Consider the following 26,432-nt stretch of genomic DNA (forward strand, 5'->3'; position numbering starts at 1 on the left):
GGGCCAGGAGCCGCGCCCTTTCCGTATGCCCGTATGTCGCCCTACGACGGATTCGCGCCCCGGTGCTCGGCCACGATGCCGAACCGGCGGTGCTCGGGCGCCGCGGAGGCGACCTCGCGCACCGCCGAGACCGAGCCGACCACCTGCTCCTCGGCGGGCTCGCAGAGTTCGCCGTGTTCACCATGGTCAGCGCGGTCGCCGATTCCGTCGAGTTCATCGAGCCGTCGCAGGTCGGCCGCGGAGACCAGGGCGACGAGGGGCTTGCCGTGCCGCGTCACCACCACGCGCTCACCGCCGTAGACCACGCGGTTGATCAGCTCGGCCAGCTCGGCGCGGGCTTGCGTCACTGGAATCTCGTAGGCCATGCCCCCCAGTTTACGGAGCGGTGCTCGCGGACGGCGGGGCAGCGGAACAAGCATCGCCAAGCTAACGTACGTCCTGTACATTTTTTACAGAGAGAGCCCCGCCCCACCGCGAGGAGGCGTCCTTCATGCACCGCCCGTCCGCCCGTCACGTCCTGCCCGAGTTCACCGAGCGCACCGGCTACGGTCACAGGGCGCTGGATCCCTACGCGAAGCTCCTGGAGGAGCGGATCGTCTTTCTGGGCACACCCGTGGACGACATCGCGGCCAACGATGTGATGGCGCAGTTCATGCATCTCGAACACCAGGACCCGGACCGTGACATCTCGCTCTACATCAATTCCCCCGGCGGTGCCTTCAGCGCGATGACCGCGATCTACGACACCATCCAGTACGTGCGCTGCGACGTGGAGACGATCTGTCTGGGGCAGGCCGGTTCCATGGCGGCGGTGCTGCTGGCGGCCGGCACGCCCGGCAAGCGACTGACGCTGCCCGGCGCCCGGATGGTGGTCCGTCAGCCGTCGCTGCCCGAGCCGATCGAGGGACGGACCAGCGATCTGACGATCCAGGCGGCGGAACTGGCGCGGGTGCGCACCCGGCTGGAGGAGATGCTCGTACGGCACACCGGGCGTCCGCGGGACCGGGTGAGCGCGGACATGGAGCGGGATCTGGTGCTCACGGCGCCCGAGGCGCTGGAGTACGGGCTGGTGGACCGGATCATCGGCAGCCGCCGCACGACGGGGACGGGGTGAGCGGGGGATGCTGCCTCCCGAGCACCCGCCGCTGCCCGCGCTGACCCGCGCGGAGGGCGAACTGATCGACCGTTATCTGGACGCGGTCGATCTGCTGGGCCGGATCAATCCGGCGCGGCCCGGCGACACGTATCGCGCGCTGCGGGCCGCGCAGGCGCTGGTGGCGAAGGCGGCCGAGCTGCGTGACGCGCTCGCGCTGATGCACCACCGGGGCGAGTCGGAGATGTCCTCGCCCACGCTCGCGCGGGCGCTGCGCGTGCTGGACGGCGAGCGCCGCACCGCGCGGGTCTCGCTGCCCCCGCGCTCCGACAGTTGAGGCCCCGTCAGGCGCGTGCGCGGATTCGTCCGGCTACTCGGAACGACGGACTCCGGTGTCAAACGGACCAAATGGCTTACGTCCATTCGGCGTATCAGATGGTCATTTTGCCGAACCGGCACGCTCGTCCAACGCGCCCCAGACGGGGCGGAAGGGAGGGCTCCGGTGCTGGTCCAGGGCTCGCGCGCACCTTGACACGCGTTCGCACACCAGGTTGTCCACCCGAACGGATGAGTGGTGAGTAACGCCACAAATCCCCGATTCCATTGGGTTTTTAGGTCACGTGTAGGTGAAGATCCCTGACTGACGACAAGACCCCGCCACCGCGGCGGGGCGGTCCGGGCGGACGCCGAATCCTGCCGCCGCCCGGATGCCCGGTCGACAGGAGTGGATCGGCAGGAGTGGAGGACCCGGGCACGACGGGTCGCCGGAGCGCAGTTCGGCTCCGAGCGGTCCTTGGGGTGAAGCCGCCTTCGGGCGGCCGGGCTACTTCGCCAGCCCGAATCCGACAGGTCATCCTTCACAGGCGGCTGACGAAGGGTTGCGCATGACCGCGCTCAATCGTGTCCCGTCGCTCATGGCACGGGCCGGTACGGCCTCGGCACTGACGCTCGCCGCCGTCGGTGGCTCTGTCATGGTTCCGGGGTTCGCCTCGGAGGCATCGGCCGCCACACACGCGACCAAGGCGCTCCAGGTCGCCGCTTCGAAGAAGGGCTCGCCCTACAAGTGGGGAGCCACCGGCCCCAACCGCTTCGACTGCTCAGGGCTGACGCTGTACGCGTTCAACAAGGCCGGCAAGAAGCTGCCCCGTACGGCCGCCCAGCAGTACAACAAGACCAAACACATCTCGGCCGGCAGCCGCAAGGCCGGTGACCTGGTGTTCTTCCACTTCGGCTCGAACATCTACCACGTCGGCATCTACGCCGGTAAGGGCAAGATCTGGCACTCCCCGAAGACCGGGGACGTGGTCCGCCTCCAGAAGATCTGGACCAAGAGCGTCTGGTACGGCCGTGTGAAGTGACGCCCGCTCCGCGAGGCCGCCTCGATGGCACCGGGCCCCTTCGGGGTGCGCGGTGCCGGGGGCGGCCTGGGCGGGGCGGGCTGATCGAGGGTGCCGGGGTGCCTTGGGGCGGGCCTGGTTGGCTGGGGTGCGCTGACGCCGTGTGGCGGGCCTTGCCGGCTGGGTTCGGTGACGCCGTGGGCGGCCTTGGGTCGGCTGAGGGTGCCGTGATGCCGTGCGGCGGCCTGAGTTGGCTGAGGGTGCCGTGATGCCATGCGGCGGCCCTGGTTGGCTGGGGTGCGGTGACGCCGTGCGGCGGGCCTTGCTGCTGAGGGTGCTGTGGCGCCGGGGGCGGCCCGGCTGAGAGTGCCCGTGGTGCCGGAGGGTGTGGGTCGCGGTGGCGGCGTGGACCTGCCTGCGGCGAGGTGCGTCGGCGGGGCGTGGCTGCCCTGCCGGGGTGTGGCCTCACCAACGGCGTCGGCGGGCCGTGGGTCTGAGGCTGCCTCAGGGGCACGAGGTGCACCTCGTGCCCCTGGACGCCGATCGGGTGTGGCCGCCCGGGCGGTGCAGGGCGACGGCCACGAGGTTCGCTGCCGGATGGCCTGCGGCCACCTCGGCAGGTTCCGGCAGCCGCGACGGCGGCACCGAGTGAAACGACCCCGGCGGGGTGGTGACGGCGTCTCCGACGCGCCGTCAGTGCCCGGGGTCGTTCCCGACCCCGCGCGGGGCGTCGGCGGCCGGCGGCGTGTGACGGCGCCTCACCGAGCCGCCGACGGGCGCGCGGCGACAACGACCCGTGGCCTGGTTGCCGACGTGGGCGGGGGAAATCGCCCGCGCCTGAGCCGCCGACGGGCGTGGGCGACGGCCCCTGGCCGAGCTGCCGACGAGCGCCGGGCACCCCGCCCGTGGCCAAGTTGCCGACGAGCCCCGGGCACCCGCCCGTACCCGAGCCACCGTCAGGCACGGAGACAACCACCCGTGCCCGAGCTGCCGACGCGCAGAGGCACCCGCCCGTGTCGACCTCGCTTGAAAGCAGAAGGCGGCACCACGGCCCGCCCCGTGGGCGCGGACCAGCACCCGGGCGGAACGACCCCGGCCCGGCGCCACGCCGTACGGGCATGACGGGCCCGCTCGGGCCATCAGGGGGCCCGCACCCCGCAGGAACCGTAGACGGCGGAAACCCGTCACGTCGGGTGGCCCTGACGGTCCGTCGACGGACGTCGGGCCAGATGTGACCGGCCCCCGGTACCACCCCAGCGCCGCTCGGCGGGAAGGCGCCCGGGGCCGAGCGCCCCGGCCCCGGCAAGGGCGACGCCCGCGTTCGCCGAGCGCAACGGAAACGCCCCCGATCGCCCGCCAGCCTCAGGCGACACCCGTCCCCTCGGCTCATCCACCCCGCACGGGCCGCGCGCCGCCCAGCGACCCGCCCGTACGGGCTCACCCCACGTCGGGATCGGCCGCGCCCCGCACCGAGGTCTCCCCGGCGGGCAGCGCATGGGCGCTCTCACGGCTCGCCCCGGCCTCTGCGAGGGGTCCCGGGTCGGGGCCACCACTCCAGGCGCTCCCGCCGCTTCCAGACCCCACTGCGCCCCTGCCACCCGCATCCCGATCCGCGCCCCTGCCGACCAGCTCGGCCCCGCCGGGCCTCGCCGATCCCGGCCCCTGCCACTCACATCCCCGTGAGCCCCCACCGCCACCTCCGGCTCCGCCGAAACGTTTCCTGACCGTCCGGCGACCCGATGCCGTCGTCATTCCCCGAGACTCAAACCCCTCGTGGCCCCGGCTGCCCGCGAAACGTTCCCTCCGGTTGGCGTAGTGCCGTGGTGACCGGGCGGGACGGGAAGGGCCAGGGGAGTTCGATGGAGACCGTCTTGCCGCCCTCCGCCGTGGGGCGGACTCTGAGTTTTCCGCCGCATTCGGCGGCCAGCCAGCGGATGATGACCAGACCGCGGCCGTTGTCCTGCTGCACCGCGGCGGGGAGGCGCTTGGGGAAACGGGGGTGACTGTCCGTCACACCGATGCGGAGCAACTCGTCGCGCTCCAGTTTCAGGTCCACCGTGAAGGTGGGTGACTGCCCGAACGTGTGTTGCACGGCGTTGGTGGCGAGTTCGGAGACGATGAGCCGGACGCTGTCCGCGAGGTCGCTGTCCGGTGGCAGCCCCCATTCGGCCAGGGTGTCGACCGCATACCCTCGTGCCCCGGAGACCGAGGCGGGATCGCTCGGCAGAGTGACGGATGCTTCCAGAAGATCTGCCATGGCGACGTCGTCCCTTTCCCACGGGACCGCAGTCCGACACGAAGCGGATGGTTCGAGTACGGTCCCGGACTGGTGCTACATCGCCAGCCTGCCACTAGCGCGGCGCTCTAGGCGGCGATCCACCAAGATATGCATATATCTGTCGCTCAATGCGGTGAACTCTGCGACGGCAGAGCGTATTTGGGCGACCCGGAAGGAGTAAGGAGTACCCCATGCAGCACGGTCCCGTGGTGCGCCGCCGGAAACTCGGCGCAGAACTGCGTTCCCTGCGCACCCGCGTGGGGCTCACCAGCGGCGAGGCGGCCGGTCTGGTCGGCTGGCACCAGTCGAAGGTCAGCCGGATCGAGACCGGCGCCAGCGGGGTGAAACCGGCCGATGTGCGGTTGCTCCTGGACGCGTACGGCGTGCAGGACCCCGACCTGCGGGAACTGCTGGTGGTGCTGGCCGGTTCGGAGGAGAGCGGGCGGCATCACTGGTGGCACGCCTACCGGGGTGTGCTGCCGCCGACGTACCGCGATTTCATCAGTCTGGAGTCACAGGCGACCGCCATGCGCACACTGGAGACATCGGTGATCCCGGGGCTGCTCCAGACCCGGGAGTACGCCCGCGCGGTGACCCGGGCGGCCGTCGAGGGGCAGGACGATCAGCGGCTGGACGCGCTGGTGGAAGTGCGCCTGGCCAGGCAGGACGTACTGCACGGGAGGCCGCCGCTGGAGCTGAACGCCGTACTGGACGAAGCCGTGCTGCGGCGGGAGGTGGGCGGGCCCGGGGTGATGGCGCGGCAGCTCGCGCGGCTCGCGGAGGCGGCGCGACTGCCCCAGGTACGGCTCCAGGTGCTGCCGTTCTCCGCCGGGGCACATGTCGGCGTCACAGGCCCTTTCGTTATTTTCTCATTTTCGCGCACTTCTGATCTGGATGTAGTCGTTCTCGACCACTTGACTAGTAGCCTCTATCTGGAGCGGAAAGAAGACCTAACGGCCTACAGCGAGGCCTTCAACACCCTTCGGAGGCACGCCCTTTCACCCGAGGACTCGTTGGATCGCATCGCCGGTATAGCCGGGATAAGTGACGGCTCATATGGCGCATAAGGAGGCACCATGACCGCACTGCCTCGACACGTACTGTCCAGTGACCGACTGCACGGCGTGCGGTGGCTGCGCAGCAGCTACAGCACCGGCGCGAACAACTGCGTCGAGACGGCCCGGCCGCCCCGCGGCCCCGGGGCCGGACTGCTCGCCGTGCGCGACTCCAAGGATCCGGCCGGACCCGCGCTGCTCTTCTCCCCCGAGAGCTGGGCGGGCTTCACGGCCGCGTTCCGCTGATCACGGCGGCACCAGCACCACCAGCACCACCACCAGCACCACCACCAGCACCACCACCAGCACGTGCTCTACCGCACCTCCGCTCCCGGGCGGCGCCCGGCCGTGGTCCGCCGATTCAGGGCCGCGTCTCGCCGATGACCCGGACGGCGTGCTCCACCTGTTCCCCGGAGAGGTCCGCGCGGGCTGTCAGCCGCAGCCGTGAGACTCCGTCGGGCACGGACGGCGGGCGGAAACAGCCCACGGCCAGCCCGGCGGCACGGCAGTCGGCCGCCCACCGCACGGCCCCCTCCGGGGACGGCGCGCGCACGGACACCACCGCCGCGTCGGGCCGTACCGCCGCCAGCCCCAGTGCCGTCAGCCGCGTGTGCAGCTCCGCCGCCACGGCTCGCGCCCGCGCCGCCCGCTCGGGCTCGCGGCCGAGCAGCCGCAGGGCGGCGAGCGCCGCGCCCGCCGCCGCCGGGGCGAGGCCGGTGTCGAAGATGAAGGTCCGGGCGGCGTTGACGAGGTGGTCGATGACCGGTGCCGATCCGAGGACGACACCGCCCTGACTGCCCAGCGACTTCGACAGCGTGGCCGTGACGACCACGTGCGGCGCGCCCGCGAGGCCCGTCGCGCGGGCCGCGCCCCGGCCGCCCTCGCCCAGCACGCCCAGCCCGTGCGCGTCGTCCACCACCAGCCCCGCCCCGTGCTCCCGGCACGCCTCGGCGAGGCCCGCGAGCGGCGCCGCGTCGCCGTCGACCGAGAACACCGTGTCGGAGACCACGACGGCGGGCCCCGCATGGGTCCGCAGCGCCTTGGCCACCGCTTCCGGATCGGCGTGCGGGACCACCTGGGTGGTGCCGCGCGCCAGCCGGCAGCCGTCGATGAGGGAGGCGTGATTGCCCGCGTCGGACACGATCAGCGTGCCGTGCGGGGCCAGCGCGGTGACGGCGGCGAGATTGGCCGCGTACCCGGAGGAGAAGACGAGGGCCGCCTCGAAGCCGCAGAAGGCGGCCAGTTCGCGCTCCAGATCGGCGTGCAGGGCGGTGCTGCCGGTCACCAGGCGGGAACCGGTCGCGCCCGCGCCCCAGGTACGGGCGGCGCCGACCGCGCCCTCGACGACCTCCGGATGCCGGGCCAGCCCCAGGTAGTCATTGCTCGCCAGGTCCAGCAGCGGCGAGTCGGCGGGGCGCGGACGCAGGGTCCGTACGAGCCCGGCCCGGCGGCGCAGTTGCGCCTGCTCGTCGATCCAGCCGAACGCCATGGGCCCTCCGGGATCTACAGGGGTGGGATCTAGCAGGAGTGTCTACGCGGTTGTCCACCCGGGTGTCTCCTCGGCCATCCACTCGGGTATCCACCCGGGTATCCACTCGGGATTTTGTAGGCAGTGAACAGACCCTAGCCGTACCACCAGCCGCCCACTGTGTGGCAATACCCACACGTCCAACGCACCCCTTTGTACGAACTCTCCTTGGCCCGGAGTGCCTCCGTAGGCCAGGATCGGGCCTCATGGACCTGCTGAACACGCTGGTGGACAAGGGGCTGCGGCGCGAGCTGCCGACCCGCGAGGAGGCGCTGGCCGTTCTCGCCGGCTCCGACGACGACGTGCTCGATGTGGTGGCCGCGGCCGGGAAGGTGCGCCGGCACTGGTTCGGGCGGCGGGTGAAACTCAACTATCTCGTCAATCTCAAGTCCGGCCTGTGCCCGGAGGACTGCTCCTACTGCTCCCAGCGGCTCGGCTCCACGGCCGGGATCCTGAAGTACACCTGGCTGAAGCCCGACGAGGCGTCCGCCGCGGCTGCCGCGGGGCTGGCGGGCGGCGCCAAGCGGGTGTGCCTGGTGGCGAGCGGGCGCGGCCCGACGGACCGGGACGTGGACCGGGTCTCGCGGACCATCAAGGCCATCAAGGACGAGCACGAGGACGTCGAGGTGTGCGCCTGTCTGGGGCTGCTCTCCGACGGACAGGCCGAACGGCTGCGCGAGGCGGGCGCCGACGCCTACAACCACAACCTGAACACCTCCGAGGCGACCTACGCCGACATCACGACCACCCACACGTACGCCGACCGGGTGGACACCGTGCGCAAGGCGCACGCGGCCGGGCTGTCGGCCTGCTCGGGGCTGATCGCGGGCATGGGCGAGTCGGACGCGGAGCTGGTCGACGTCGTCTTCTCGCTGCGCGCCCTGGACCCGGACTCGGTGCCGGTGAACTTCCTGATCCCGGTCGAGGGCACGCCGCTCGCCAAGGAGTGGAACCTGACCCCGCAGCGGTGTCTGCGGATCCTGGCGATGGTGCGGTTCGTCTGCCCGGACATCGAGGTGCGGATCGCGGGCGGGCGCGAGGTCCATCTGCGCACGTTGCAGCCGCTCGCCCTGCACCTGGCCAACTCGATCTTCCTCGGCGACTACCTCACCACCGAGGGCCAGACGGGCCGGGCCGACCTGGAGATGATCGCCGACGCCGGGTTCGAGGTGGAGGGCACGGACCAGGTGACGCTGCCCGAGCATCGGGTGGCCGGCGGGTGTGGCGGCGGCTGCGGCTCGCAGGGGGGCGGTGGGTGCGGCTCGCACGAGGGTGCCGGGTGCGGGTCGTCGCACGAGGGTGCCGGGTGTGGGTCGGAGGCGGTCGGCGGGGGCGGGGGCGTGTGCGGGTCGCACGGGAGTGCCGTGCCGGTCGGGGCGCAGGCTGAGCCCGGTGAGGTCCGTACGGATCTGGTCGCCGTGCGCCGCCGAGGCGCGGGGACGGATCTCGCGCCCAATGCGTGAGCCGATCGTGCCGGAGACGGCCGTGGCTGGGGTGGCTGTGGCTGGGGTGGCTGTGGCTGGGGTGGCTGTGGCTGGGGCTGGGGAGACCGCGGCCGGGATGGTCGCGGCCGAGGTGACCGGTTCCGCGCTGAGCGTCGCCGAGTTGCTGGAGCTGGACCGGCGGCATGTGTGGCATCCGTACGGGCCCATGCCGGGCCTGGTCGAGCCGCTGGTCGTGGCGTCGGCGAGCGGGGTGCGGCTGAAGCTCGCGGACGGCTCGGGCGAGCTGGTCGACGGCATGTCGTCGTGGTGGTCGGCGATCCACGGCTACAACCACCCGGTGCTGAACGAGGCCGCGCGCGACCAGTTGGACCGGATGAGCCATGTGATGTTCGGCGGGCTCACCCACGAGCCCGCCGTACGCCTCGCGAAGCTCCTCGTCGACATCACGCCGGACGGCCTGGAGCATGTGTTCCTCGCCGACTCCGGGTCGGTGTCGGTGGAGGTCGCGGTCAAGATGTGCCTCCAGTACTGGCGCTCGCTCGGCCGTCCCGAGAAGCAGCGTCTGCTCACCTGGCGCGGCGGCTACCACGGCGACACCTGGAACCCGATGTCGGTGTGCGATCCCGAGGGCGGGATGCACGAGCTGTGGAACGGCGTGCTGCCCCGTCAGGTGTTCGCGGACGCGCCGCCCGCCGAGTACGACGAGGTGTACGCGGGGCATCTTCGCGACACGATCGAGCGGCACGCGCGCGAGGTGGCCGCGGTGATCGTGGAGCCGGTGGTGCAGGGCGCGGGCGGGATGCGCTTCCACTCCCCCGCGTATCTGCGGGTGCTGCGCGAGGCGTGCGACGCGCACGACGTGCTGCTGGTGTTCGACGAGATCGCCACCGGGTTCGGCCGTACGGGCGCGCTGTTCGCGGCGGAGCACGCGGCGGTGACGCCGGATGTGATGTGCGTGGGCAAGGCGCTGACCGGCGGCTATCTGACGATGGCGGCGACGCTGTGCACCGCGCGGGTGGCCGAGGGGATCTCGCGGGGCGAGGTACCGGTGCTGGCGCACGGGCCGACGTTCATGGGCAATCCGCTGGCGGCGGCCGTCGCCTGCGCCTCGATCGAACTGCTGCTCGGGCAGGACTGGCGGGCGGAGGTCAAGCGGATCGAGGCGGGACTGCGCGAGGCGCTGGCCCCGGCGGCGGGGCTGCCGGGGGTGACCGATGTGCGGGTCCTCGGGGCGATCGGGGTGGTCCAGCTGGACCGCGCGGTGGACATGCGGGCGGCCACGGCGGCGGCCGTGCGCGAGGGGGTGTGGCTGCGGCCGTTCCGCGATCTGCTCTACACCATGCCGCCGTACGTCACCGGTGACGCGGACCTGGCACGGATCGGCCGCGCGGTGTGCGCGGCGGCACGGGAGGGCTGAGATGGCCGTACTGGTGATCACGGGCACCGGCACGGAGGTCGGCAAGACGGTCGCGACCGCCGCGATCGCCGCCACCGCGCGTGCCGCCGGCCGGTCGGTGGCCGTCCTGAAGGCCGCCCAGACGGGCGTCCGGCCGGACGAGCGGGGGGATGTGCAGGAGGTCGTCCGGCTGGCCGGTGCCGTGACGGGCGCCGAACTCGCCCGGTACCCCGATCCGCTGGCGCCCGCGACGGCCGCGCGGCGGGCCGGGCGGGCGCCGGTGCATCCGGCCGACATCGCCGAGGCCGCGGCCAAGCTGGCCACCGAGCACGATCTGGTGCTGGTCGAGGGCGCGGGCGGGCTGCTGGTCCGCTTCGACCCGGCGGGCGGCACCCTCGCCGACGCCGCCGAGTTGCTGGCCGCGCCGGTCGTCGTCGTGGCCTCGGCGGGGCTCGGCACCCTCAACACCACGGAGCTGACGTCCCGCGAGCTGCGCTCCCGGGGTCTCGCACCGCTCGGCGTCGTCATCGGCAGCTGGCCCGCCGTTCCCGACCTCGCGTCCCGCTGCAACCTGGCCGACCTGCCGGAGGCGGCGGGTGCGCCGCTGCTGGGCGCGTTGCCCGCGGGTGCCGGGGCCTTTGCGCCGTCCGCCTTCCGGGCCGCGGCGCCGCTGTGGCTCGCGCCTCGGCTGGAGGGGGTGTGGGACGCGGAGGCGTTTCGGGTGCGGGAGGCTCCGCCGGGGTAGCGGGAGAGGTGGTGCGCTTCTCGTCCGGGTGCGGGTCGTCTTGGGCTGGTCGCGCAGTTCCCCGCGCCCCTGGGGCGTGAGGGTCGCCGGCGTGTTCCGGCGACGCGTTTCGGGCAGCGGGTGCGCGGGGCGGGTGCTTGGGGACAATCGGCGTAAGGTCCGCGCGGTGAAGGAGGTTCCATGGCGCTACGGTCCGCGAGGGCGCGCGGGAGGTCCGGCGATCTCGTGCATCATCCGCTGTTCGCCCGCTACTACGCCCGGATCAGCGTGAGTGCCGAGACCCGGATGGGCATGGCCGGGGTACGGGACCGGCTGCTCGCCGGGCTGGCGGGGCGGGTGCTGGAGGTGGGCGCCGGGAACGGGCTCAACTTCCGGCACTATCCGCGCACGGTGTCCGAGGTCGTCGCGATCGAACCCGAACGGGTGCTGCGACGGCTGGCGGTGGATGCCGCGCTGCGGGCAGGCGTGCCGGTCGATGTGGTGCCGGGTACGGCGGAGGCGCTGCCGGTCAAGAGCGAGGGTTTCGACGCGGTGGTGCTGTCGCTGGTGCTGTGCAGCGTGCGGGATGTGCCGCGCGCCCTGCGTGAGGTGCGCCGCGTGCTGCGGCCGGGCGGTGAGGTGCGGTTCTTCGAGCATGGGGTCGGCGGCGGCTCGGTGATGCGTGCGGCGCAACGCGCGCTGGACGGCACGCTGTGGCCCCGGCTGAACGGCGGCTGCCATCTCTCCCGCGACCCGGTGAGCGCCCTGCGCGCGGCCGGCTTCGACCTGGGCCCGTACCGGCGGGTGCTGATGCCGGAGAAGGGGCCGGTGCTGCCGGCCTCGTACTGCTCGCTGGGCACCGCCTGGCGACCGCTGTCCGACCGGCGGGCGTCACTCGGCTGACCGGCGGGTCGGCCGGTCACAGGCTCCACTGGCGCAGCTCGTGCGCGATCTCCTGCACGGACGCCTCGCCGCTCTTGACCAGCCGGGCCAGCTCGCGCACCTGGACGGGCGAGGTGGCGACCTTGAGGCCGCTGGCGACGAGGTAGGCGTAGGCGACGGCGGAGGCGAACAGGGCGTTGTTGCGCTCCAGCGCGGGGACGTGGATCAGCTGCTGGAGCAGGGCGGCGGCGCGGGCGTGCGGGGTGTCGTAGACAGGGACGTCGAAGATCTCGGCCTGGTGGCGCGCGACGGCGGCGACCAGCGCGCCCCAGTCGCTGACCTGGGCATCGCCGGGTGTTTTCTGTTCGGCGAGCATCAGCAGCCAGGCGAGGTCGATTCTGAGGTTGTTCAACGGATCAGCGGCGACCTTCGTCGGTACGGCGGGTGCGGCGGGCGGTGTCGTGTCCCTCGCCGTCCGCCCCGAACTCCTCGGCGAACACGGACTCGTACTGCTTCATGAAATCGGCGGCGGCCTCCACGAAGGTGTGGCCGGCCTCTCCGGTGTCCTGCATGACCAGCTCCTCGATGTACCGGTTCACGCTCATCCCGCGAGCCTGGGCGCGTTCCCGCGCGGCACGTGCGGTGTCCTCGTCCACCCGGACGTTCAGCTGGGTCTTCGCCATACGTCGAAGCTAGCGCCCATGTGCTAGCGGGTGCAAGGGGGCGGGTTGAGTGTGCCCCCTGTCTGCGTCTCGCGGGCCCACCCGTGGGTGGAGAGGCGGTCGCGACCTGGGAGGGATACCGGGTGTGGCCGGGGCCACCCTAGGCTCGAACGAGGCAAGGGGGCCGCACGCACAGCGGCATACGTGGGACCGGAGGGAGGGGGCGGGGGGAATGGGTGAGGTGGTGGCGCGTGGTGCGGTCGGTGTCCGGATAGCGGAAACCCGGTGTTGCGGGGCCGGGCGCCGTGCTGGGATCGCCGGCATGAGCGAACTGCGGATACGGGCCGCGAGCCCGGCCGATCTGGACAGTGTCCTGGCATTCTGGAGGACGGCCGCCGAGGGGGCCAGCATCAGTGATGACCGGGAGGGCGTGGAGCGGCTGGTCGCGCGTGACCCGGGGGCGCTGCTGCTGGCCGAGGCGGACGGGGAGCTGGTGGGCACGGTGATCGCCGGTTTCGACGGCTGGCGGTGCCATCTGTACCGGCTCGCGGTGCGTCCCGGCCACCGGCGCCGGGGCATCGGCTCGGCGCTGCTGGCCGCCGCCGAGGAGCGCTTCGTACGGCTCGGCGGGCGGCGCGCCGACGCGATGGTGCTCACCGGCAACGAGCGGGCGCACCACGCCTGGCGGGCGGCGGGGTACGCGCCGCAGGAGGCGTGGCGGCGTTGGGTGAAGTCGCTCACACCCTGATCGCTTTGCCCATCCTTTACTATTGGGGCACACTTCGGTTTCCCCACTGACTTCAAGAAAGGTGTGAGCGTCCACCCATGGACGAACCTCCCAGTAGCCGGTATCGCGGCTACCGCTGTTCTCCGCATCGCGCGAACCTCCTTGCCCTGTCCGATCCTGGGACGGAGGTGAACCGATGACCGAAGTGCTGTTGCTGCTGGTGGCGATCCTGCTGTCGCTCGCCTGTGGCGTCTTCGTCGCCGCGGAGTTCTCGCTGACCACCATCGAACGGGGCGAGCTGCAACGGGCCGTGGAGCGCGGCGAACGCGGCGCGGCCGGCGCGCTGAAGGCCGTACGGAATCTGACGTTCCAGCTCTCCGGTGCCCAGCTCGGCATCACCGTGACCAATCTGGTCGTCGGCATGCTGGCCGAGCCCTCCATCGCCCGGCTGATCGCCGGTCCGCTCCGCTCGATCGGCATATCCGGCTCCGCGGCGTCCTCGATCGCCCTGGTGCTGGGTACGGCGCTGTCGACCGTGTTCCTGATGGTCGTCGGCGAGCTGGTACCCAAGAACTGGGCGATCTCCTCGCCCCTGGCGGTGGCCAAGTACGTGGCCACTCCGCAGCGCTGGTTCACGGCGATGTTCCGGCCCTTCATCACGCATCTGAACAACACAGCGAACCGGATCGTGCGGCGCTTCGGCATCGAGCCCGCCGAGGAACTGGCCTCCGCGCGGGGCCCGCAGGAGCTGGCCGCGCTGGCCCGGCACTCCGCCAAGGAGGGCGCGCTGGAGGCCGACACGGCCGAGCTGTTCGTGCGCACGCTGAATCTGGCCGATCTGACCGCCGAGAACGTGATGACCCCGCGTGTGCAGGTCGTCGCGCTCGAAGCGCAGGCGACCTGCGAGGACGTGGCGAACGCGACGCGCGCGACCGGTCTGTCCCGGTTCCCCGTGTACCGGGGCGGCCTGGACTCGGTGGTGGGCACCGCGCACATCAAGGATGTGCTGGCCGTGCCCGCCGATCAGCGGGCGCGCACGCCGGTGGCCGAGCTGATGCGTGAACCCCTGCTGGTTCCCGAGTCGCTCACCGTCGAGCGGCTGCTGGACCGGCTGTCCGGCAAGCGCACGATGGCCGTGATCATCGACGAGTACGGCGGCACGGCCGGTGTGGCCACGCTGGAGGACATCGTCGAGGAGGTCGTCGGCGAGGTGCGTGACGAGCACGATCCGCACGAGTCGCCCGACCTGGCGCCCGCCGGAATCGACGAGGACGGGCACCAGCTGTTCACCGCCGACGGCGCGGCCCGGGTCGACCAGCTCGCGCGCGTGAACCTCCGGCCGCCGGAGGGCCCGTACGAGACGCTCGCGGGTCTGGTGGCCACCGAGCTGGGCCGGATCCCCGAGGCCGGGGACAGCGTGGAGGTGACCGGCTGGCGGCTCGACGTGGTCGACGCCTCCGGGCGCCGGGCGGCGCGCGTGCTGCTGCACGCCCCGCTGCCGGGTGCGCACGACGAGGAAGAGGAGGAGGCGAAGTGACCGCCGTACAGTTGCTGATCGGTCTCGCGACCCTCGTCGTGAACGCCTTCTTCGTCGGCGCCGAGTTCGCGCTGATCTCGGTGCGCCGCTCGCAGATCGAGCCGCACGCAGAGCGGGGCGACCGGCGGGCCAAGCGGGTGCTGTGGGGTCTCCAGCATGTGTCGGCGCTGATGGCGGCGGCGCAGCTCGGCATCACGCTGTGCACCCTGGTGCTCGGTGTGGTCGCGGAGCCGGCGATCGAGCACCTGCTGGAGCCGGTGTTCCACGCGCTGGGCGTGCCGAGCGGTGCGGGGCACGTGGTGTCGTTCGTCATCGCGCTGTCGCTGGCGACGTATCTGCACATGCTGCTCGGTGAGATGGTGCCGAAGAACATCGCGCTGGCCGAGCCGGTGCGCAGCGCGCTGGTGCTGGGGCCGCCGCTGGTGGCGCTGGCTCGGGCCCTGCGGCCGGTGATCTTCACGATCAACGCGTTCGCCAACACCCTGCTGAAGCTGCTGCGCGTGGAGACCAAGGACGAGGTCACGGCCACGTTCTCGGACGCCGAGCTGGCGCGGCTGGTCAAGGACTCCGGCGAGGCCGGGCTGATCGACGATCGGGCGCTTGAGCGGCTGCACGACGCGCTGGAGCTGGGCCGCAGACCGGTGAACGACGTGGTGCTGCCGCTGGAGCGGGTCGTGTACGCGCGCGTGGGCGTCACTCCGGAGGAGCTGGAGCGGCTGTCGGCGGAGTCGGGCTTCTCCCGCTTCCCGGTGGTCGACGAGGGCCGCCGGATCGTGGGCTACCTCCATGTGAAGGACGCGCTGGACGCCTCGCCGCGCGAGGAGCCGTTCCGGCCGCAGGACATGCGGTCCATCGCACAGGTGCGGGAGTCCACACCGCTGGACGACGTCCTCACCGCGATGCGCGGCAGCCGGACCCATCTGGCGGCCGTGCTCGGCGAGGACGGCCGGATGGCGGGTCTGGTGACGATGGAGGACGTGTTGCGGGAGCTGTTCGGACAGCACGCGTAGCCGTCCGGGGAGAGGGGCCGCGGCCTGCGGCGATCCGGGCCGCATACCACCGGGTATGCGCCTCGGGATACCATCTCTGCCGCTATGCAGACGAACCCCTCTCCCCGCACTCCCCCCTCTCCCCCTTCGCCCCCGTACTCCAGCCTGGTCACGGTCGGTGACTCGTTCACCGAGGGCATGTCGGACCTGCTCCCCGACGGCTCCTACCGGGGCTGGGCCGATCTTCTGGCGGCCCGGATGGCCGCCGGGGCACCGGGATTCCGGTACGCCAATCTCGCGGTGCGCGGCAAGCTGATCGCGCAGATCGTCGACGAGCAGGTGGCGGTGGCCGCCGCGATGGGCGCCGATGTGGTGACCCTGGTCGGCGGTCTGAACGACACACTGCGCCCGAAGTGCGACATGGGCCGGGTGCGCGCGCTGCTCACCGAGGCGGTCGAGCGGCTCGCGCCCTCGTGCGGGCAGCTGGTGCTGATGCGCAGCCCGGGGCGGCAGGGCCCGGTCCTGGAGCGATTCCGGCCGCGCATGGAGGAGTTGTTCGGCTGCGTCGAGGATCTCGCCGCCCGCCATGGCGCGCTGGTGGTCGATCTGTACGGGGCGCCCGCGCTGGGCGATCCCCGGCTGTGGGACGTGGACCGGCTGCATCTGACGGCCGAGGGCCACCGCCGGGTCTCAGAGGCGGTCTGGCAGACGCTGGGTTATCCGCCCGAGGACCCGGAGTGGCGCACTCCGCCGCCGCCCGCCGCGCCGCCCGCGTGGGCCGCCCGGCGGGTGGCCGACGTGCGGTTCGCCCGGCGCCATCTGCTGCCGTGGATCGGGCGCCGGCTGACCGGCCGCTCGTCCGGGGACGGCCGCCAGGCGACACGACCGGAGCTGCTGCCGTACGAGGACCGGTAGGGGGCCCGGCAAGGCCCGGCAAGAGGGGCCACTTGGAGGAACGCCGGGTCCGTGGCGGCCCGCTCGCGCCGAACGGGGCATGGGTGGAGCCGGAGGCCGGCTCCACCCATGGTGGGGGTGTGCGGTCCCGGGGCCGGACTTCTGCGGGGGCCGGGTCAGTCGTCGTACGACAGACCGTGGCCCGCGGGGAAGAGGACCTTGGCCGGGTCGTCGGCCCGCTGGATCGGCACCGGGAGCTTGCCGCGCGGTTCGACGCGGCCGGCGATCACCCGGGCGACGGCGCGCAGCTCGGCATCGGTCCAGCAGTAAGTGGCGAGCGCCGCGCGGACGCCACTGAGCTGGGCGATGTCGTACGGGTTGCGCACGGCGACATTGATCACCGGGATGCCGGTGGCGACCAGCCGGGACACCAGGGTGCGCTGGGCGCTGGTGGCGCCGACGTTGTCGGTGACCACGACGACGGCGTGCCGGCCGGTGGCGGCGGCCACCGCCGCGTCGATGGTCGCCGTGTCCGGGGCGCGGCCGGTGGCGATCGAGGTGGTGGTGAAGCCCAGGTCGTCCAGGGAGGCGGTGAGGGACGGGAGGGCGAAGCGGGTGGCGTCGGCGGGGAAGACCGGGTTGGCGCCGACCACCAGCAGTTTGCGCTGTCTGCTGCGCAGCGGGAGCGTGTCGTTCTTGTTGACGAGCAGGGTGGTGGTCCGCTCGGTGATGCGGTCGGCGGTGGCCAGGTTCTTGCGGGTGCCGACGGCCTTGTCGACCTCCTGGTGGGAGACGTACGGGCTGCCGCTGAGCAGGCCGACCTTCTGCTTCAGGCGCAGGATGCGCAGGACGGACTCCTCGATCCGGGCCTCGGTCAGCTCGCCGCTGCGGACCGCGGCCACCACGGCGTTGAAGGCGACCTCGATGTTCGGCGGGAAGAGCAGCTGGTCGACCCCGGCCTTCAGGGCGAGGACGGGCACCCGGTCGTCGCCGTACTTGGTGCGGACGCCCTGCATGTTGAGGGCGTCGGTGACGATCACGCCCTCGAAGCCGAGTTCGCCGCGCAGTACGTCGGTGAGGATGATCGGCGAGAGGGTGGCGGGGTCGTTGCTCGGGTCGAGCGCCGGGACCTGGAGATGGGCGGTCATGATCGAGTCGACACCGGCGGCGATCGCGGCCCGGAAGGGCGGGGCATCGATCCGCTCCCACTCCTCGCGGGTGTGGGTGATCACCGGGAGCTGGGTGTGGCTGTCCGCGCCCGTGTCGCCGTGGCCGGGGAAGTGCTTGGCGCAGGCGATGACACCGGCGCGCTGGTAGCCCTGGACCTGGGCGGCGACCAGTTTGCCGACGGCGGTGGGGTCGGCGCCGAAGGAGCGCACGTTGATCACCGGGTTGGCGGGGTTGACGTTGACGTCGGCGACCGGGGCGAAGTTCTGGTAGATGCCGAGCGCCGCGAGTTCCGCGCCGGCTATCTGCCCGGCGGTGCGGGCGTCGGAGGTGGAGCGGCCCGCGCCGAGGGCCATCGCGCCGGGCATCTGGGTGGCCGGGCTGCCGATGCGGGTGTTGGCGCCGTGCTCCTGGTCGATGGAGATCAGGGAGGGCACGGGGGTGGGCAGGGCGAGGGAGGCGCGCTGCACACCGTTGGTGAGGTCGGCGACCTGGTGCAGGTCGATGATGTTCCCGGTCCAGCCGCTGAAGTAGATCACTCCGCCGAGGTGGTACTTGGCGATGGCTTCCGCGGCGTTGCGGACACCCAGTTCCCGGAGGTTGGCGTCCACGTGGGACTGGTTCGGGTTGTCGGCGGAGTGACCGTAGAAGTAGGTCACGAACAACTGGCCGACCTTCGCCTCCAGGCTCATCGACCCGATGAGATCTCGAAGGCTGGCGTCCCCGGTGGCGGGGCGCCCGGCGGCGAGGGCGGGGGTGGCGGTGACCCCCAGGGCTCCGGCACCGGCGACAGCGGTCGCGGAGGCGAGGAGGGTACGCCTGGACAGACGGGACAGACTCCGGTCCTGCATACGGAGGAGCTCCTTCCGGCCTTGCACGTCAAGGGAGTTGGCGGAATTTTGAACCAGACCTGGACAGCCGGAAACGTAGCTGTGGATCATTCTCCCCACAAGAGGTCTAGACAAAAAAGGTCTAGACAAAATTTGGGCCCACCGCCGCTACCTGCGGTTTTGCACACCGTGCAGCGCGGGGAACGGAATTTGAGGCCGCGCGGAGACAGCGGGAGGACGGAGAAAAAGACGGCCGAAAGACGGAGGAGGGACGACGGGAGGGCGACGGAGGGACGGCGGAGGGGCGGCGCGGAGGCGGCGGAGAAACGTCCTGAGGTCGACCGGCAGACGGCTGGGAAACATCCGGGAGACGGCTGGGGGACGGCCGAGAGACGACCCGCTGAACGCCCTATAGACTCCGTCTACGTGACTTCCGCACCTGCCAAGCCCCGTATCCCCAATGTGCTCGCCGGACGCTATGCCTCCGCCGAGCTGGCCGCACTCTGGTCGCCCGAGCAGAAGGTGAGGCTGGAGCGACAGCTCTGGCTCGCCGTGCTGCGGGCGCAGAAGGACCTCGGGATCGAGGTGCCGGACGCGGCGATCACCGATTACGAACGGGTGCTCGACACCGTCGACCTGGCCTCGATCGCCGAGCGCGAGAAGGTCACCCGGCACGACGTGAAGGCGCGGATCGAGGAGTTCAACGACCTCGCCGGGCATGAGCAGGTGCACAAGGGCATGACGTCCCGCGACCTGACGGAGAACGTCGAGCAGCTCCAGATCCGGCTCTCCCTGGAGCTGGTGCGCGACCGTACGGTGGCGGTCCTGGCCCGGCTGGGCCGGCTGGCCGGTGAGTACGGCGAGCTGGTCATGGCCGGCCGGTCGCACAACGTGGCCGCGCAGGCGACCACCCTCGGCAAGCGGTTCGCGACCGCCGCCGATGAGCTGCTGGTGGCGTACGGCCGGCTGGAGGAGCTGCTCGGCCGCTATCCGCTGCGCGGCATCAAGGGCCCGGTCGGCACCGCCCAGGACATGCTGGACCTGCTCGGCGGCGACACGGCGAAGCTGACCGAGCTGGAGCGGCGGATCGCCGGGCACCTCGGTTTCGCCCATGCCTTCACCTCGGTGGGCCAGGTCTACCCGCGCTCCCTGGACTACGAGGTGGTCACCGCCCTCGTCCAGCTCGCGGCGGGTCCGTCCTCGCTGGCCAAGACGGTCCGGCTGATGGCCGGGCACGAGCTGGTCACCGAGGGCTTCAAGCCGGGCCAGGTCGGCTCGTCCGCGATGCCGCACAAGATGAACACCCGCTCCTGCGAGCGCGTGAACGGCCTCATGGTGATCCTGCGCGGTTACGCCTCGATGACCGGCGAGCTGGCGGGCGACCAGTGGAACGAGGGCGACGTCTCCTGCTCGGTGGTGCGCCGGGTCGCGCTGCCGGACGCGTTCTTCGCCCTGGACGGCCTGCTGGAGACCTTCCTGACCGTGCTCGACGAGTTCGGCGCGTTCCCCGCGGTCGTGGCCCGGGAGCTGGACCGCTATCTGCCGTTCCTCGCCACCACGAAGGTGCTGATGGCGTCGGTGCGGGCCGGGGTGGGCCGCGAGGAGGCTCACGAGGCGATCAAGGAGAACGCCGTCGCCTGCGCCCTCGCCATGCGTGAGCAGGGCGCCGAGCGCAACGAACTCCTGGACCGGCTGGCCGCCGACCCCCGTATCCCGCTCGACCGCGCTGGGCTCGACGCGCTGATGTCCGACAAGCTGTCCTTCACGGGCGCGGCGGCGGACCAGGTGGCCGCCGTCACGGGCCGGATCGAGGAGATCCTCAAGCAGCACCCGGAGGCGGCCGGATACACCCCGGGAGCGATCCTCTGACCCGATTCACACCCGCACAGCTGGAGGCCGCCCGCGAACGTCTGGTCCCGGACGTGGTCGCGGGCGGGCTCGATGTGCTCTTCTGCGGGATCAATCCGGGCCTGATGACAGCGGCGACCGGCCACCACTTCGCCCGGCCGGGCAACCGCTTCTGGCCGGTGCTGCACCGGTCCGGGTTCACCCCGCGGCAGCTGAGGCCGGCGGAGCAGGGTGAGCTGTTGTCGTACGGCCTCGGGATCACCAATGTGGTGGCGCGGGCCACGGCACGGGCGGACGAGCTGAGCGCGGACGAGTATCGCGAGGGCGGGCGGCTGCTGGCCGAGAAGGTGGGGCGGCTGGAGTCGCGCTGGCTGGCCGTGGTGGGGGTCACCGCGTACCGCGCCGCGTTCGACGACCGGAAGGCGCGGGTCGGGCCGCAGGAGCGGGTTTTCGGGGACACGCGGGTGTGGGTGCTGCCCAATCCGTCAGGGCTGAACGCGCATTGGTCGGTGCAGGCCATGGCGGAGGAGTTCGGGCGTCTGCGGGGGCGGGTGGGGGCGTAGCCCGGGCTGGTGTGGGGGCGTAGTCCTGGCTGGTGTGGGGACGGGTGCGGGTGTGAGTCGGGCTGGTGTGGGGGCCCGGTCCCCCCGTACGACATGCGGTCGGTCGTGCGGCGTACGGGAGGACCGTGCTGGAGTGGGTGCTGTGTGTTCCTCATGCCTCCAGTAGACCTGCCGCCACTGACAATTGGCTTGGGCGTCGGCCGCCGGTGTCACGCGTCCCGGCGTCGTACGCTCCACGCGCCCGCCGCCAGTGCGGCTGCCGACCAGGCCGCGGTGACCGCGAGGCCGGTCCAGGGGTTCAGGGAACTGTCGGGGTGCTGCTGGAAGGCGAGTTGGCCGGCCCGGTCGGGGAGGTAGTCGATGGCGCCGCCCGCCGCGTCCCCGATGACGAAGGAGATGATCAGGATGAACGGGATGAGGATGCTCAGGGTGGCGACACCACTGCGCAGCAGGGCGGCGAGGCCGGTGGCCAGGAGGGCCATCAGGGTCAGGTAGATGCCGCAGCCGATCACGCCACGGGTCAGTTCCGCCGTGCCGAGGCTGTCGGCGGCGTCGCCCAGGGCGGCCACGCCCACGGCGGCGGACACGGCGCCGGTGAGCAGGCCCACGAGGAGGGTCGGGAGGGCGACGGCGAGCGCCTTGGCGGCGAACCAGCGACCGCGTCGCGGTACGGCCGTCAGGGCCTGGCGCAGGCCACCGCCCTGGAACTCCGAGGAGACGGCCAGCGCACCGAAGGTGATCGCGGCGATCTGGGCGGGCGCCACGCCGAGGAACACGGTGAACAGCGGGTCGAATTCGGGCTCGGCCGTGTCCGAGGTCCCGGCGAGCGCGGCGAAGGCCGTGGCCACCGCGAGGAGCGCGGCGAGGGAGCCGTACAGCGAGCGCAGGGTGCGGATCTTCAGCCACTCGGAGTGGAGTACGGGTGCGAACGGCATGGTCAGACCTCCTGCGGCGGGGCGGTGTACTCGGTCTCGGACGCGGTCAGATCGAGGTAGGCCTGCTCCAAGGTGCCTTCCTCGGCGGCGAGTTCGAGCACGGGCACGCCTTCCTGTGAGATGAGGCGGCCGATGTCGTCCACGCGCGCGTCGCGTACCGTCCACGCCCCGTCCGCGTGCTGCTCGGCGTCGTGTCCGTGCCGGGCGAGCAGGTCCTTCAGGGCGGTGTCGTCACTGGTTCGCACCCGCACAGCGGGCCGCACGCGCCCGTCGATGAACGCGCGCATCGGCAGGTCGGCGAGGAGACGGCCCCGGCCCAGGACGACGAGCTGGTCCGCGAAGGCCGCCGTCTCCGTCATCAGATGGCTGGAGACGAGCACCGTACGGCCCTCGTCGGCGAGCCGGCGCAGCAGCGTGCGGATCCAGATGATGCCCTCGGGGTCGAGCCCGTTGGACGGCTCGTCGAGCATCACCACGGGCGGGTCGCCGAGCAGCGCGGCGGCGATACCGAGTCGCTGGCGCATGCCGAGGGAGTACGTCCTCACTCGGCGGCGGGCGACCGACGTGAGGCCGGTCTCCGCGAGGACCTCGTCCACGCGGGCGGCGGGGATGCGGTTGCTGGTGGCGAGGATGCGCAGATGGTCGCGGCCGGTGCGGGAGCCGTGGGCGGCCTGGGCGTCGAGCAGGGCGCCCACCTCACGCAGCGGCTCGGCGGCGGCCTCGTAGGGGCGTCCGCCGATGGTGGCGGTGCCGGAGGCGGGCCGGTCCAGGCCGAGGACGAGCCGCATGGTGGTGGACTTCCCGGCGCCGTTCGGGCCGAGGAAGCCGGTGACCCGGCCCGGCTCGACGCTGAAGGTGAGGTGGTCCACCGCGCGTCTGCCGCCGAACTCCTTGGTGAGGTCGTGCACATCGATCGTGGTCATGGCAGCAGAGTGGCCCGAGCGGTGGGCCGGGGGCCTCCCCCGCGCGTGGAGATCGTCTCCCCCGCCCGGGGGAGGGCCGTTGTCAGTGGCGGCTGTCACGATGGCCGGATGGTCCGTTCGCTGCGCCCGTTGCTTTGGGGGAAGACGTACACCCGCCAGGTTCATCTCCAGGTGCCGGTGCTGCTGGAGGGTGTGTGGCTGTTCATCGACATGTCCCGGCCCTGGGTGCCTGCGGCGCTGCTGATCCCGCTGGGGCTGATCCCCGCCGTGCGCCGGGGCGAGGGCTTGCAGGCCCGCTTCATGCTGGTGCCGGACGAGGCGGAGCCGGAGATCTCGACGGTCCCTGCGGCGACCTGGGGGGACCGGCTGCGGACGGTGGTGTGGCTGGAGACGCGGGTCGTGTTCGCCGTGGTGGCGGGGGTCTCGATCGTCTGGCTGCCGTTGCTCGCCGTCGATCTCACCCGCGCCGCCATGGGCAACCCCGCCGACGACAACCCGCTGCTGCCCATCGAGCACGGGCACTGGGCCTACGCGCTCCTGGTGCCGTTCCCGCTGATCTGCCTGGCGTTCGTCGTGGTCGGGCAGGGCGCGCTGATCACCGCCGTCGCCCGGCGGCTGCTCGGCCCCTCCCCCGCCGAGCGGATGGCCGCCCTGGAGGAGCGCACCGACCAGTTGCTGGAGCGCACGCGGATCGCCCGCGAGCTGCACGACTCGATCGGCCACGCGCTGACGGTGGCGGTGGTGCAGGCGGGCGCCGCGCGCACGGCGGGCGATCCGGCGTTCACCGATCGGGCGCTCGCCGCGATCGAGGAGACCGGACGGACCGCGCTGGAGGATCTGGAGCGGGTGCTGGGCGTGCTGCGCGAGTCGGAGCGGCCGTTGAGCGCCAGACCGACGCTGGCCGACGCGGACCGGCTGCTGGAGTCGGCCCGTACGTCCGGGGCGAAGGTGGACGCCGAGGTCAGCGGCCCGCTGGGGACGGTCCCGGGCCCGGCCTCCCGCGAGGGCTACCGCATCCTCCAGGAGGCGCTGACCAATGTGCTCCGGCACGCGGGGGCGGTGCCGGTGCGGGTGCGGATCGCCGTCGCCGACGGCGCGCTCGACCTGGAGGTGCGCAATCCGCTGACCGCGGACATATCGGGGCCCGGCCGGGGCAGCGGGCTGCGCGGGATCCGCGAGCGCGCGGCCCTGCTCGGCGGCCGGGCGCACACGGGGCCGGACGAGGGCGACTGGCAGGTGCGGGTGGAGCTGCCGTTGCGGTGAGGGGTGGGGGCAGGAGTGGGGGCGGGGGTGGGACTTGGGCTGACGGGAGCGGAAGCCGCAGCGGCGGGGAGCGGGAGCGGCGGGAGGCGGGGCACGAGAGCGGGGATCGGGGGCGGCGGGAGTGGCAGCAGGAACGGGGGTGGGGGCGGAGCGGCAGGAGGGGCAGCCGGAGCGGGGACGCGGAAGCGGGAGACGGCAGTGGAGGCGGGAGCAGGGGTGGCGCGGGCAGGGCCTAGGCTGGCCCGATGCCGGTCACCGTACTGCTCGTCGATGACGAACCCCTGGTCCGCGCGGGGCTGCGGGTCGTGCTGGAGGCCCAGCCGGACATCGAGGTGGTGGGGGAGGCCGCCGACGGGGCGGCCGTGATCCCGCTGGTACGGCGGCTGCGGCCCGACGTGATCGCCATGGACGTACGGATGCCGCTGCTGGACGGGATCGAGGCCACCCGCGCGGTGCTGCGGACGGTGGACCGGCCGCCGAAGATCTTGGTGGTGACGACCTTCGAGAACGACGAGTACGTGTACGAGGCGCTGCGGGCCGGGGCGGACGGGTTTCTGCTGAAGCGGGCCCGGCCGGCCGAGATCGTGCACGCGGTGCGGCTGGTCGCGGCGGGTGAGTCGCTGCTGTTCCCCGCGTCCGTACGGCAGTTGGCCGCCGCGTACGGGGACGACGGCGGAAATCGGGCGGCGCGGGCCGTGCTGGACCGGGCGCAGCTCACCGATCGCGAAGCCGAGGTGTTGCGTCTGATGACCCGTGGGATGTCCAACGCCGAGATCGCCGCGCAGTTGGTGGTCGGCACTGAGACCGTGAAGTCGCATGTCAGCGCGGTGCTGGCGAAGCTGGGGGCGCGAGATCGGACGCAAGCGGTGATCACGGCGTACGAATCAGGGTTCGTTTCGCCGGGCTGACAGCCGTGGTGGAGGCGGAGTTCATCGTTCCGCCACTCGCCGGGGCTCCTCCGCGCCGAGTACGATCCGCCCAACAGGCGCGGGAGCTGGGAGGACGGACGGTGGGGCGGCTGACCGGCGGGGATCCCTCGCTGCTGCGAAGGATCAATTCCGCGGTGGTGCTGCACGCCTTGCGTGCCACGGATTCCGTGACACTCACCGAGATCACCAAGCTGACCGGGCTGTCCCGGCCGACCGTAGAGGGTGTCGTCGAGGGGCTGATCGAGAACGGGCTGGTCGTGGAGGCCGCGGCCGAGGAGGGCGCGGCCCGGCGGCAGGGGCGGCCGGCCCGGCGGTTCCGGTTCCGGGCCGAGGCGGGACATCTGCTCGGCCTGGAGATCGGGCCGCACCGGGTGGCGGCCCTGCTGTCCGACCTGGACGGGCGGGTGGTCGGCGCGCAGGCCAAGGACGTGGAGGTGACCGCGTCGGCCGACGAACGGCTGGAGCGGCTGCGGGGCGCGGTGGCCGAGCTGCTGCGCCGGGCCGGGGTGCCGCGCGGGTCGCTGCGCGCGGTGGGCGTGGGCACACCGGGGATCGTGGAGGCGGACGGCACCGTACGGCTGGGGACCGCGCTGCCGGAGTGGACCGGGCTGCGGCTCGGGGAGCGGCTCGGGCGGTCCTTCAAGTGCCCGGTGCTGGTGGAGAACGACGCGAACGCGGCGGCGGTGGCCGAGCACTGGAAGGGCGGGGCGCGCGACTCCGACGATCTGGTGTTCGTCCTGGCGGGGCTGAGCCCAGGGGCGGGTTCGCTGATCGGCGGGCGGCTGCACCGGGGGTTCGGCGGGGCGGCGGGCGAGATCGGCGCGCTGCATCTGCTGGGCCGCGAGGTGACACCGGAACGGCTCCTGTCCACGACGGACCAGCCTTTGCAGCCCCTGGACGAGCAGCAGGTGGCCGATGTCTTCGCCCGGGCCCGCCGGGGCGACGAGCGCGCCCGTGAGGCCGTGGACCGCTTCATACAGCGCCTGATCCACGATGTCGCCGCCCTGGTCCTCGCCCTCGACCCGGAACTCGTCATCATCGGCGGCTGGGCCGCCGGGCTGGACGACGTCCTGGAACCGCTGCGCCGGGAACTCGCCCGCTACTGTCTGCGGCCCCCGAGGGTCGCCCTCTCCCTGCTGGGCGAGGCGGCCGTGGCGACGGGTGCGCTGCGGCTGGCTCTCGACCATGTCGAGGAGGAGCTGTTCGCGGTGGAGGGGGCGGGGACGGCCCGGCAGTGACGGGGGGTGCGGGGCGGGGCTGCGGGGCTGGCCGGGCGGGTTCCACGGGCCGCCGCCCAACGGCCGCCGCCCGCCGACCGCCGATGGACGTGTGATGTCCGTGCCGCCGTGGCCCGGTGCCCCCAGGGGACGGCCGTTAACCCCATCCCTCCGGACAACAGCACGCGCCCCGGGGAATGCTCCCCGGGG

26 protein-coding genes and 1 riboswitch are annotated in these 26,432 nt (G+C 72.4%); of the genes, 18 read left to right on the top strand and 8 right to left on the bottom strand.

Going from position 1 to position 26,432, the window contains the following annotated elements:
* Positions 1 to 41 precede the first annotated feature (41 nt).
* A complete protein-coding gene (locus ACFXAZ_RS35030; protein ID WP_384599584.1) occupies positions 42 to 365 on the bottom strand; it encodes a type II toxin-antitoxin system Phd/YefM family antitoxin in 324 nt (107 codons plus the stop codon).
* Between the two features lie 125 nt (positions 366 to 490).
* Between ACFXAZ_RS35030 and ACFXAZ_RS35035 the strand changes: the two genes are divergently transcribed.
* The 3 genes from ACFXAZ_RS35035 (at position 491) to ACFXAZ_RS35045 (ending at position 2,451) form a co-directional block, all read left to right on the top strand.
* Positions 491 to 1,114, top strand: coding sequence for an ATP-dependent Clp protease proteolytic subunit (locus tag ACFXAZ_RS35035; protein ID WP_384599586.1), 624 nt, complete (start codon positions 491 to 493; stop codon positions 1,112 to 1,114).
* A gap of 7 nt (positions 1,115 to 1,121) precedes the next feature.
* The gene (locus ACFXAZ_RS35040) at positions 1,122 to 1,430 is read left to right on the top strand and encodes a hypothetical protein (RefSeq protein WP_384599589.1); all 309 of its coding nucleotides are present in this window, start codon (positions 1,122 to 1,124) and stop codon (positions 1,428 to 1,430) included.
* Positions 1,431 to 1,767: 337 nt separating this feature from the next.
* Positions 1,768 to 1,974: riboswitch (cyclic di-AMP (ydaO/yuaA leader) on the top strand.
* A 3-nt stretch (positions 1,975 to 1,977) separates the two neighbouring features.
* Positions 1,978 to 2,451, top strand: coding sequence for a C40 family peptidase (locus ACFXAZ_RS35045; protein ID WP_384599592.1), 474 nt, complete (start codon positions 1,978 to 1,980; stop codon positions 2,449 to 2,451).
* A gap of 1,741 nt (positions 2,452 to 4,192) precedes the next feature.
* Here ACFXAZ_RS35045 and ACFXAZ_RS35050 read toward each other — a convergent pair.
* On the bottom strand, positions 4,193 to 4,687 hold the full coding sequence (locus ACFXAZ_RS35050; RefSeq protein ID WP_384599595.1) for an ATP-binding protein: 495 nt from the start codon (positions 4,685 to 4,687) through the stop codon (positions 4,193 to 4,195).
* A gap of 212 nt (positions 4,688 to 4,899) precedes the next feature.
* On the opposite strand from ACFXAZ_RS35050, the gene ACFXAZ_RS35055 reads away from it, so the two are divergent.
* Together ACFXAZ_RS35055 and ACFXAZ_RS35060 are read left to right on the top strand one after the other, a co-directional pair.
* The gene (locus ACFXAZ_RS35055; RefSeq protein ID WP_384599597.1) at positions 4,900 to 5,775 is read left to right on the top strand and encodes a helix-turn-helix domain-containing protein; all 876 of its coding nucleotides are present in this window, start codon (positions 4,900 to 4,902) and stop codon (positions 5,773 to 5,775) included.
* Between the two features lie 9 nt (positions 5,776 to 5,784).
* A complete protein-coding gene (locus tag ACFXAZ_RS35060) occupies positions 5,785 to 6,009 on the top strand; it encodes a DUF397 domain-containing protein (protein ID WP_384599600.1) in 225 nt (74 codons plus the stop codon).
* 115 nt (positions 6,010 to 6,124) lie between these two features.
* On the opposite strand, the gene ACFXAZ_RS35065 is transcribed toward ACFXAZ_RS35060, so the two are convergent.
* On the bottom strand, positions 6,125 to 7,252 hold the full coding sequence (locus ACFXAZ_RS35065) for an 8-amino-7-oxononanoate synthase (RefSeq protein ID WP_384599603.1): 1,128 nt from the start codon (positions 7,250 to 7,252) through the stop codon (positions 6,125 to 6,127).
* A 245-nt stretch (positions 7,253 to 7,497) separates the two neighbouring features.
* Here ACFXAZ_RS35065 and bioB point away from each other — a divergent pair, with 245 nt between their 5' ends.
* The 4 genes from bioB to ACFXAZ_RS35085 all read left to right on the top strand — a co-directional run bounded on the left by bioB (position 7,498) and on the right by ACFXAZ_RS35085 (position 11,759).
* Positions 7,498 to 8,754, top strand: a complete 1,257-nt coding sequence (bioB, locus tag ACFXAZ_RS35070; RefSeq protein WP_384599606.1) for a biotin synthase BioB — start codon at positions 7,498 to 7,500, stop codon at positions 8,752 to 8,754.
* Positions 8,755 to 8,851: 97 nt separating this feature from the next.
* Positions 8,852 to 10,153 (top strand): adenosylmethionine--8-amino-7-oxononanoate transaminase, encoded by a 1,302-nt coding sequence (locus ACFXAZ_RS35075; protein ID WP_384599609.1) that lies wholly within the window; start codon positions 8,852 to 8,854, stop codon positions 10,151 to 10,153.
* Position 10,154: 1 nt separating this feature from the next.
* Positions 10,155 to 10,877, top strand: coding sequence for a dethiobiotin synthase (gene bioD, locus ACFXAZ_RS35080; protein WP_384599612.1), 723 nt, complete (start codon positions 10,155 to 10,157; stop codon positions 10,875 to 10,877).
* A gap of 180 nt (positions 10,878 to 11,057) precedes the next feature.
* A complete protein-coding gene (locus tag ACFXAZ_RS35085; RefSeq protein ID WP_384599615.1) occupies positions 11,058 to 11,759 on the top strand; it encodes a class I SAM-dependent methyltransferase in 702 nt (233 codons plus the stop codon).
* 16 nt (positions 11,760 to 11,775) lie between these two features.
* Here ACFXAZ_RS35085 and ACFXAZ_RS35090 read toward each other — a convergent pair whose 3' ends face one another.
* Both ACFXAZ_RS35090 and ACFXAZ_RS35095 read right to left on the bottom strand, forming a co-directional pair.
* Positions 11,776 to 12,150, bottom strand: coding sequence for a fic family toxin-antitoxin system, toxin component (locus ACFXAZ_RS35090; protein WP_384599619.1), 375 nt, complete (start codon positions 12,148 to 12,150; stop codon positions 11,776 to 11,778).
* A 4-nt stretch (positions 12,151 to 12,154) separates the two neighbouring features.
* On the bottom strand, positions 12,155 to 12,421 hold the full coding sequence (locus ACFXAZ_RS35095) for a toxin-antitoxin system HicB family antitoxin (protein ID WP_384599622.1): 267 nt from the start codon (positions 12,419 to 12,421) through the stop codon (positions 12,155 to 12,157).
* A 301-nt stretch (positions 12,422 to 12,722) separates the two neighbouring features.
* Between ACFXAZ_RS35095 and ACFXAZ_RS35100 the strand changes: the two genes are divergently transcribed.
* The 4 genes from ACFXAZ_RS35100 to ACFXAZ_RS35115 all read left to right on the top strand — a co-directional run bounded on the left by ACFXAZ_RS35100 (position 12,723) and on the right by ACFXAZ_RS35115 (position 16,568).
* On the top strand, positions 12,723 to 13,148 hold the full coding sequence (locus ACFXAZ_RS35100; RefSeq protein ID WP_384599625.1) for a GNAT family N-acetyltransferase: 426 nt from the start codon (positions 12,723 to 12,725) through the stop codon (positions 13,146 to 13,148).
* Positions 13,149 to 13,323: 175 nt separating this feature from the next.
* Positions 13,324 to 14,664, top strand: a complete 1,341-nt coding sequence (locus ACFXAZ_RS35105) for a hemolysin family protein (RefSeq protein ID WP_384599627.1) — start codon at positions 13,324 to 13,326, stop codon at positions 14,662 to 14,664.
* Positions 14,661 to 15,674 carry a hemolysin family protein gene (locus tag ACFXAZ_RS35110; RefSeq protein ID WP_384599630.1) on the top strand — a complete coding sequence of 338 codons (1,014 nt, stop codon included), beginning with the start codon at positions 14,661 to 14,663 and terminating at the stop codon, positions 15,672 to 15,674. The genes ACFXAZ_RS35105 and ACFXAZ_RS35110 overlap by 4 nt, the downstream gene beginning before the upstream one ends.
* Before the next feature lie 84 nt (positions 15,675 to 15,758).
* Positions 15,759 to 16,568, top strand: coding sequence for an SGNH/GDSL hydrolase family protein (locus ACFXAZ_RS35115; protein ID WP_384599633.1), 810 nt, complete (start codon positions 15,759 to 15,761; stop codon positions 16,566 to 16,568).
* Positions 16,569 to 16,723: 155 nt separating this feature from the next.
* On the opposite strand, the gene ACFXAZ_RS35120 is transcribed toward ACFXAZ_RS35115, so the two are convergent.
* On the bottom strand, positions 16,724 to 18,565 hold the full coding sequence (locus tag ACFXAZ_RS35120; protein ID WP_384599636.1) for a glycoside hydrolase family 3 protein: 1,842 nt from the start codon (positions 18,563 to 18,565) through the stop codon (positions 16,724 to 16,726).
* A gap of 405 nt (positions 18,566 to 18,970) precedes the next feature.
* Between ACFXAZ_RS35120 and purB the strand changes: the two genes are divergently transcribed.
* Entirely contained in the window at positions 18,971 to 20,413 is a 1,443-nt protein-coding gene (gene purB / locus ACFXAZ_RS35125; protein ID WP_384599639.1) for an adenylosuccinate lyase, read from the top strand.
* A complete protein-coding gene (gene mug / locus ACFXAZ_RS35130) occupies positions 20,410 to 20,955 on the top strand; it encodes a G/U mismatch-specific DNA glycosylase (RefSeq protein ID WP_384599653.1) in 546 nt (181 codons plus the stop codon). Before purB ends, mug begins: the two co-directional genes overlap by 4 nt.
* Before the next feature lie 209 nt (positions 20,956 to 21,164).
* Here mug and ACFXAZ_RS35135 read toward each other — a convergent pair whose 3' ends face one another.
* Positions 21,165 to 21,890 carry an ABC transporter permease gene (locus ACFXAZ_RS35135; RefSeq protein ID WP_384599642.1) on the bottom strand — a complete coding sequence of 242 codons (726 nt, stop codon included), beginning with the start codon at positions 21,888 to 21,890 and terminating at the stop codon, positions 21,165 to 21,167.
* A 2-nt stretch (positions 21,891 to 21,892) separates the two neighbouring features.
* Entirely contained in the window at positions 21,893 to 22,813 is a 921-nt protein-coding gene (locus ACFXAZ_RS35140; protein ID WP_384599645.1) for an ATP-binding cassette domain-containing protein, read from the bottom strand.
* 108 nt (positions 22,814 to 22,921) lie between these two features.
* On the opposite strand from ACFXAZ_RS35140, the gene ACFXAZ_RS35145 reads away from it, so the two are divergent.
* The 3 genes from ACFXAZ_RS35145 to ACFXAZ_RS35155 all read left to right on the top strand — a co-directional run bounded on the left by ACFXAZ_RS35145 (position 22,922) and on the right by ACFXAZ_RS35155 (position 26,243).
* Positions 22,922 to 24,076: a sensor histidine kinase gene (locus ACFXAZ_RS35145; RefSeq protein ID WP_384599648.1), complete on the top strand. Its 1,155-nt coding sequence runs from the start codon at positions 22,922 to 22,924 to the stop codon at positions 24,074 to 24,076.
* Positions 24,077 to 24,321: 245 nt separating this feature from the next.
* On the top strand, positions 24,322 to 24,984 hold the full coding sequence (locus ACFXAZ_RS35150; RefSeq protein ID WP_382691206.1) for a response regulator: 663 nt from the start codon (positions 24,322 to 24,324) through the stop codon (positions 24,982 to 24,984).
* A 101-nt stretch (positions 24,985 to 25,085) separates the two neighbouring features.
* Entirely contained in the window at positions 25,086 to 26,243 is a 1,158-nt protein-coding gene (locus ACFXAZ_RS35155; protein WP_384599651.1) for an ROK family protein, read from the top strand.
* The last annotated feature ends 189 nt before the right edge of the window (positions 26,244 to 26,432 follow it).

This window comes from Streptomyces sp. NPDC059477, assembly GCF_042749375.1.
In the GTDB taxonomy this organism is placed as follows: Bacteria; Actinomycetota; Actinomycetes; order Streptomycetales; family Streptomycetaceae; genus Streptomyces.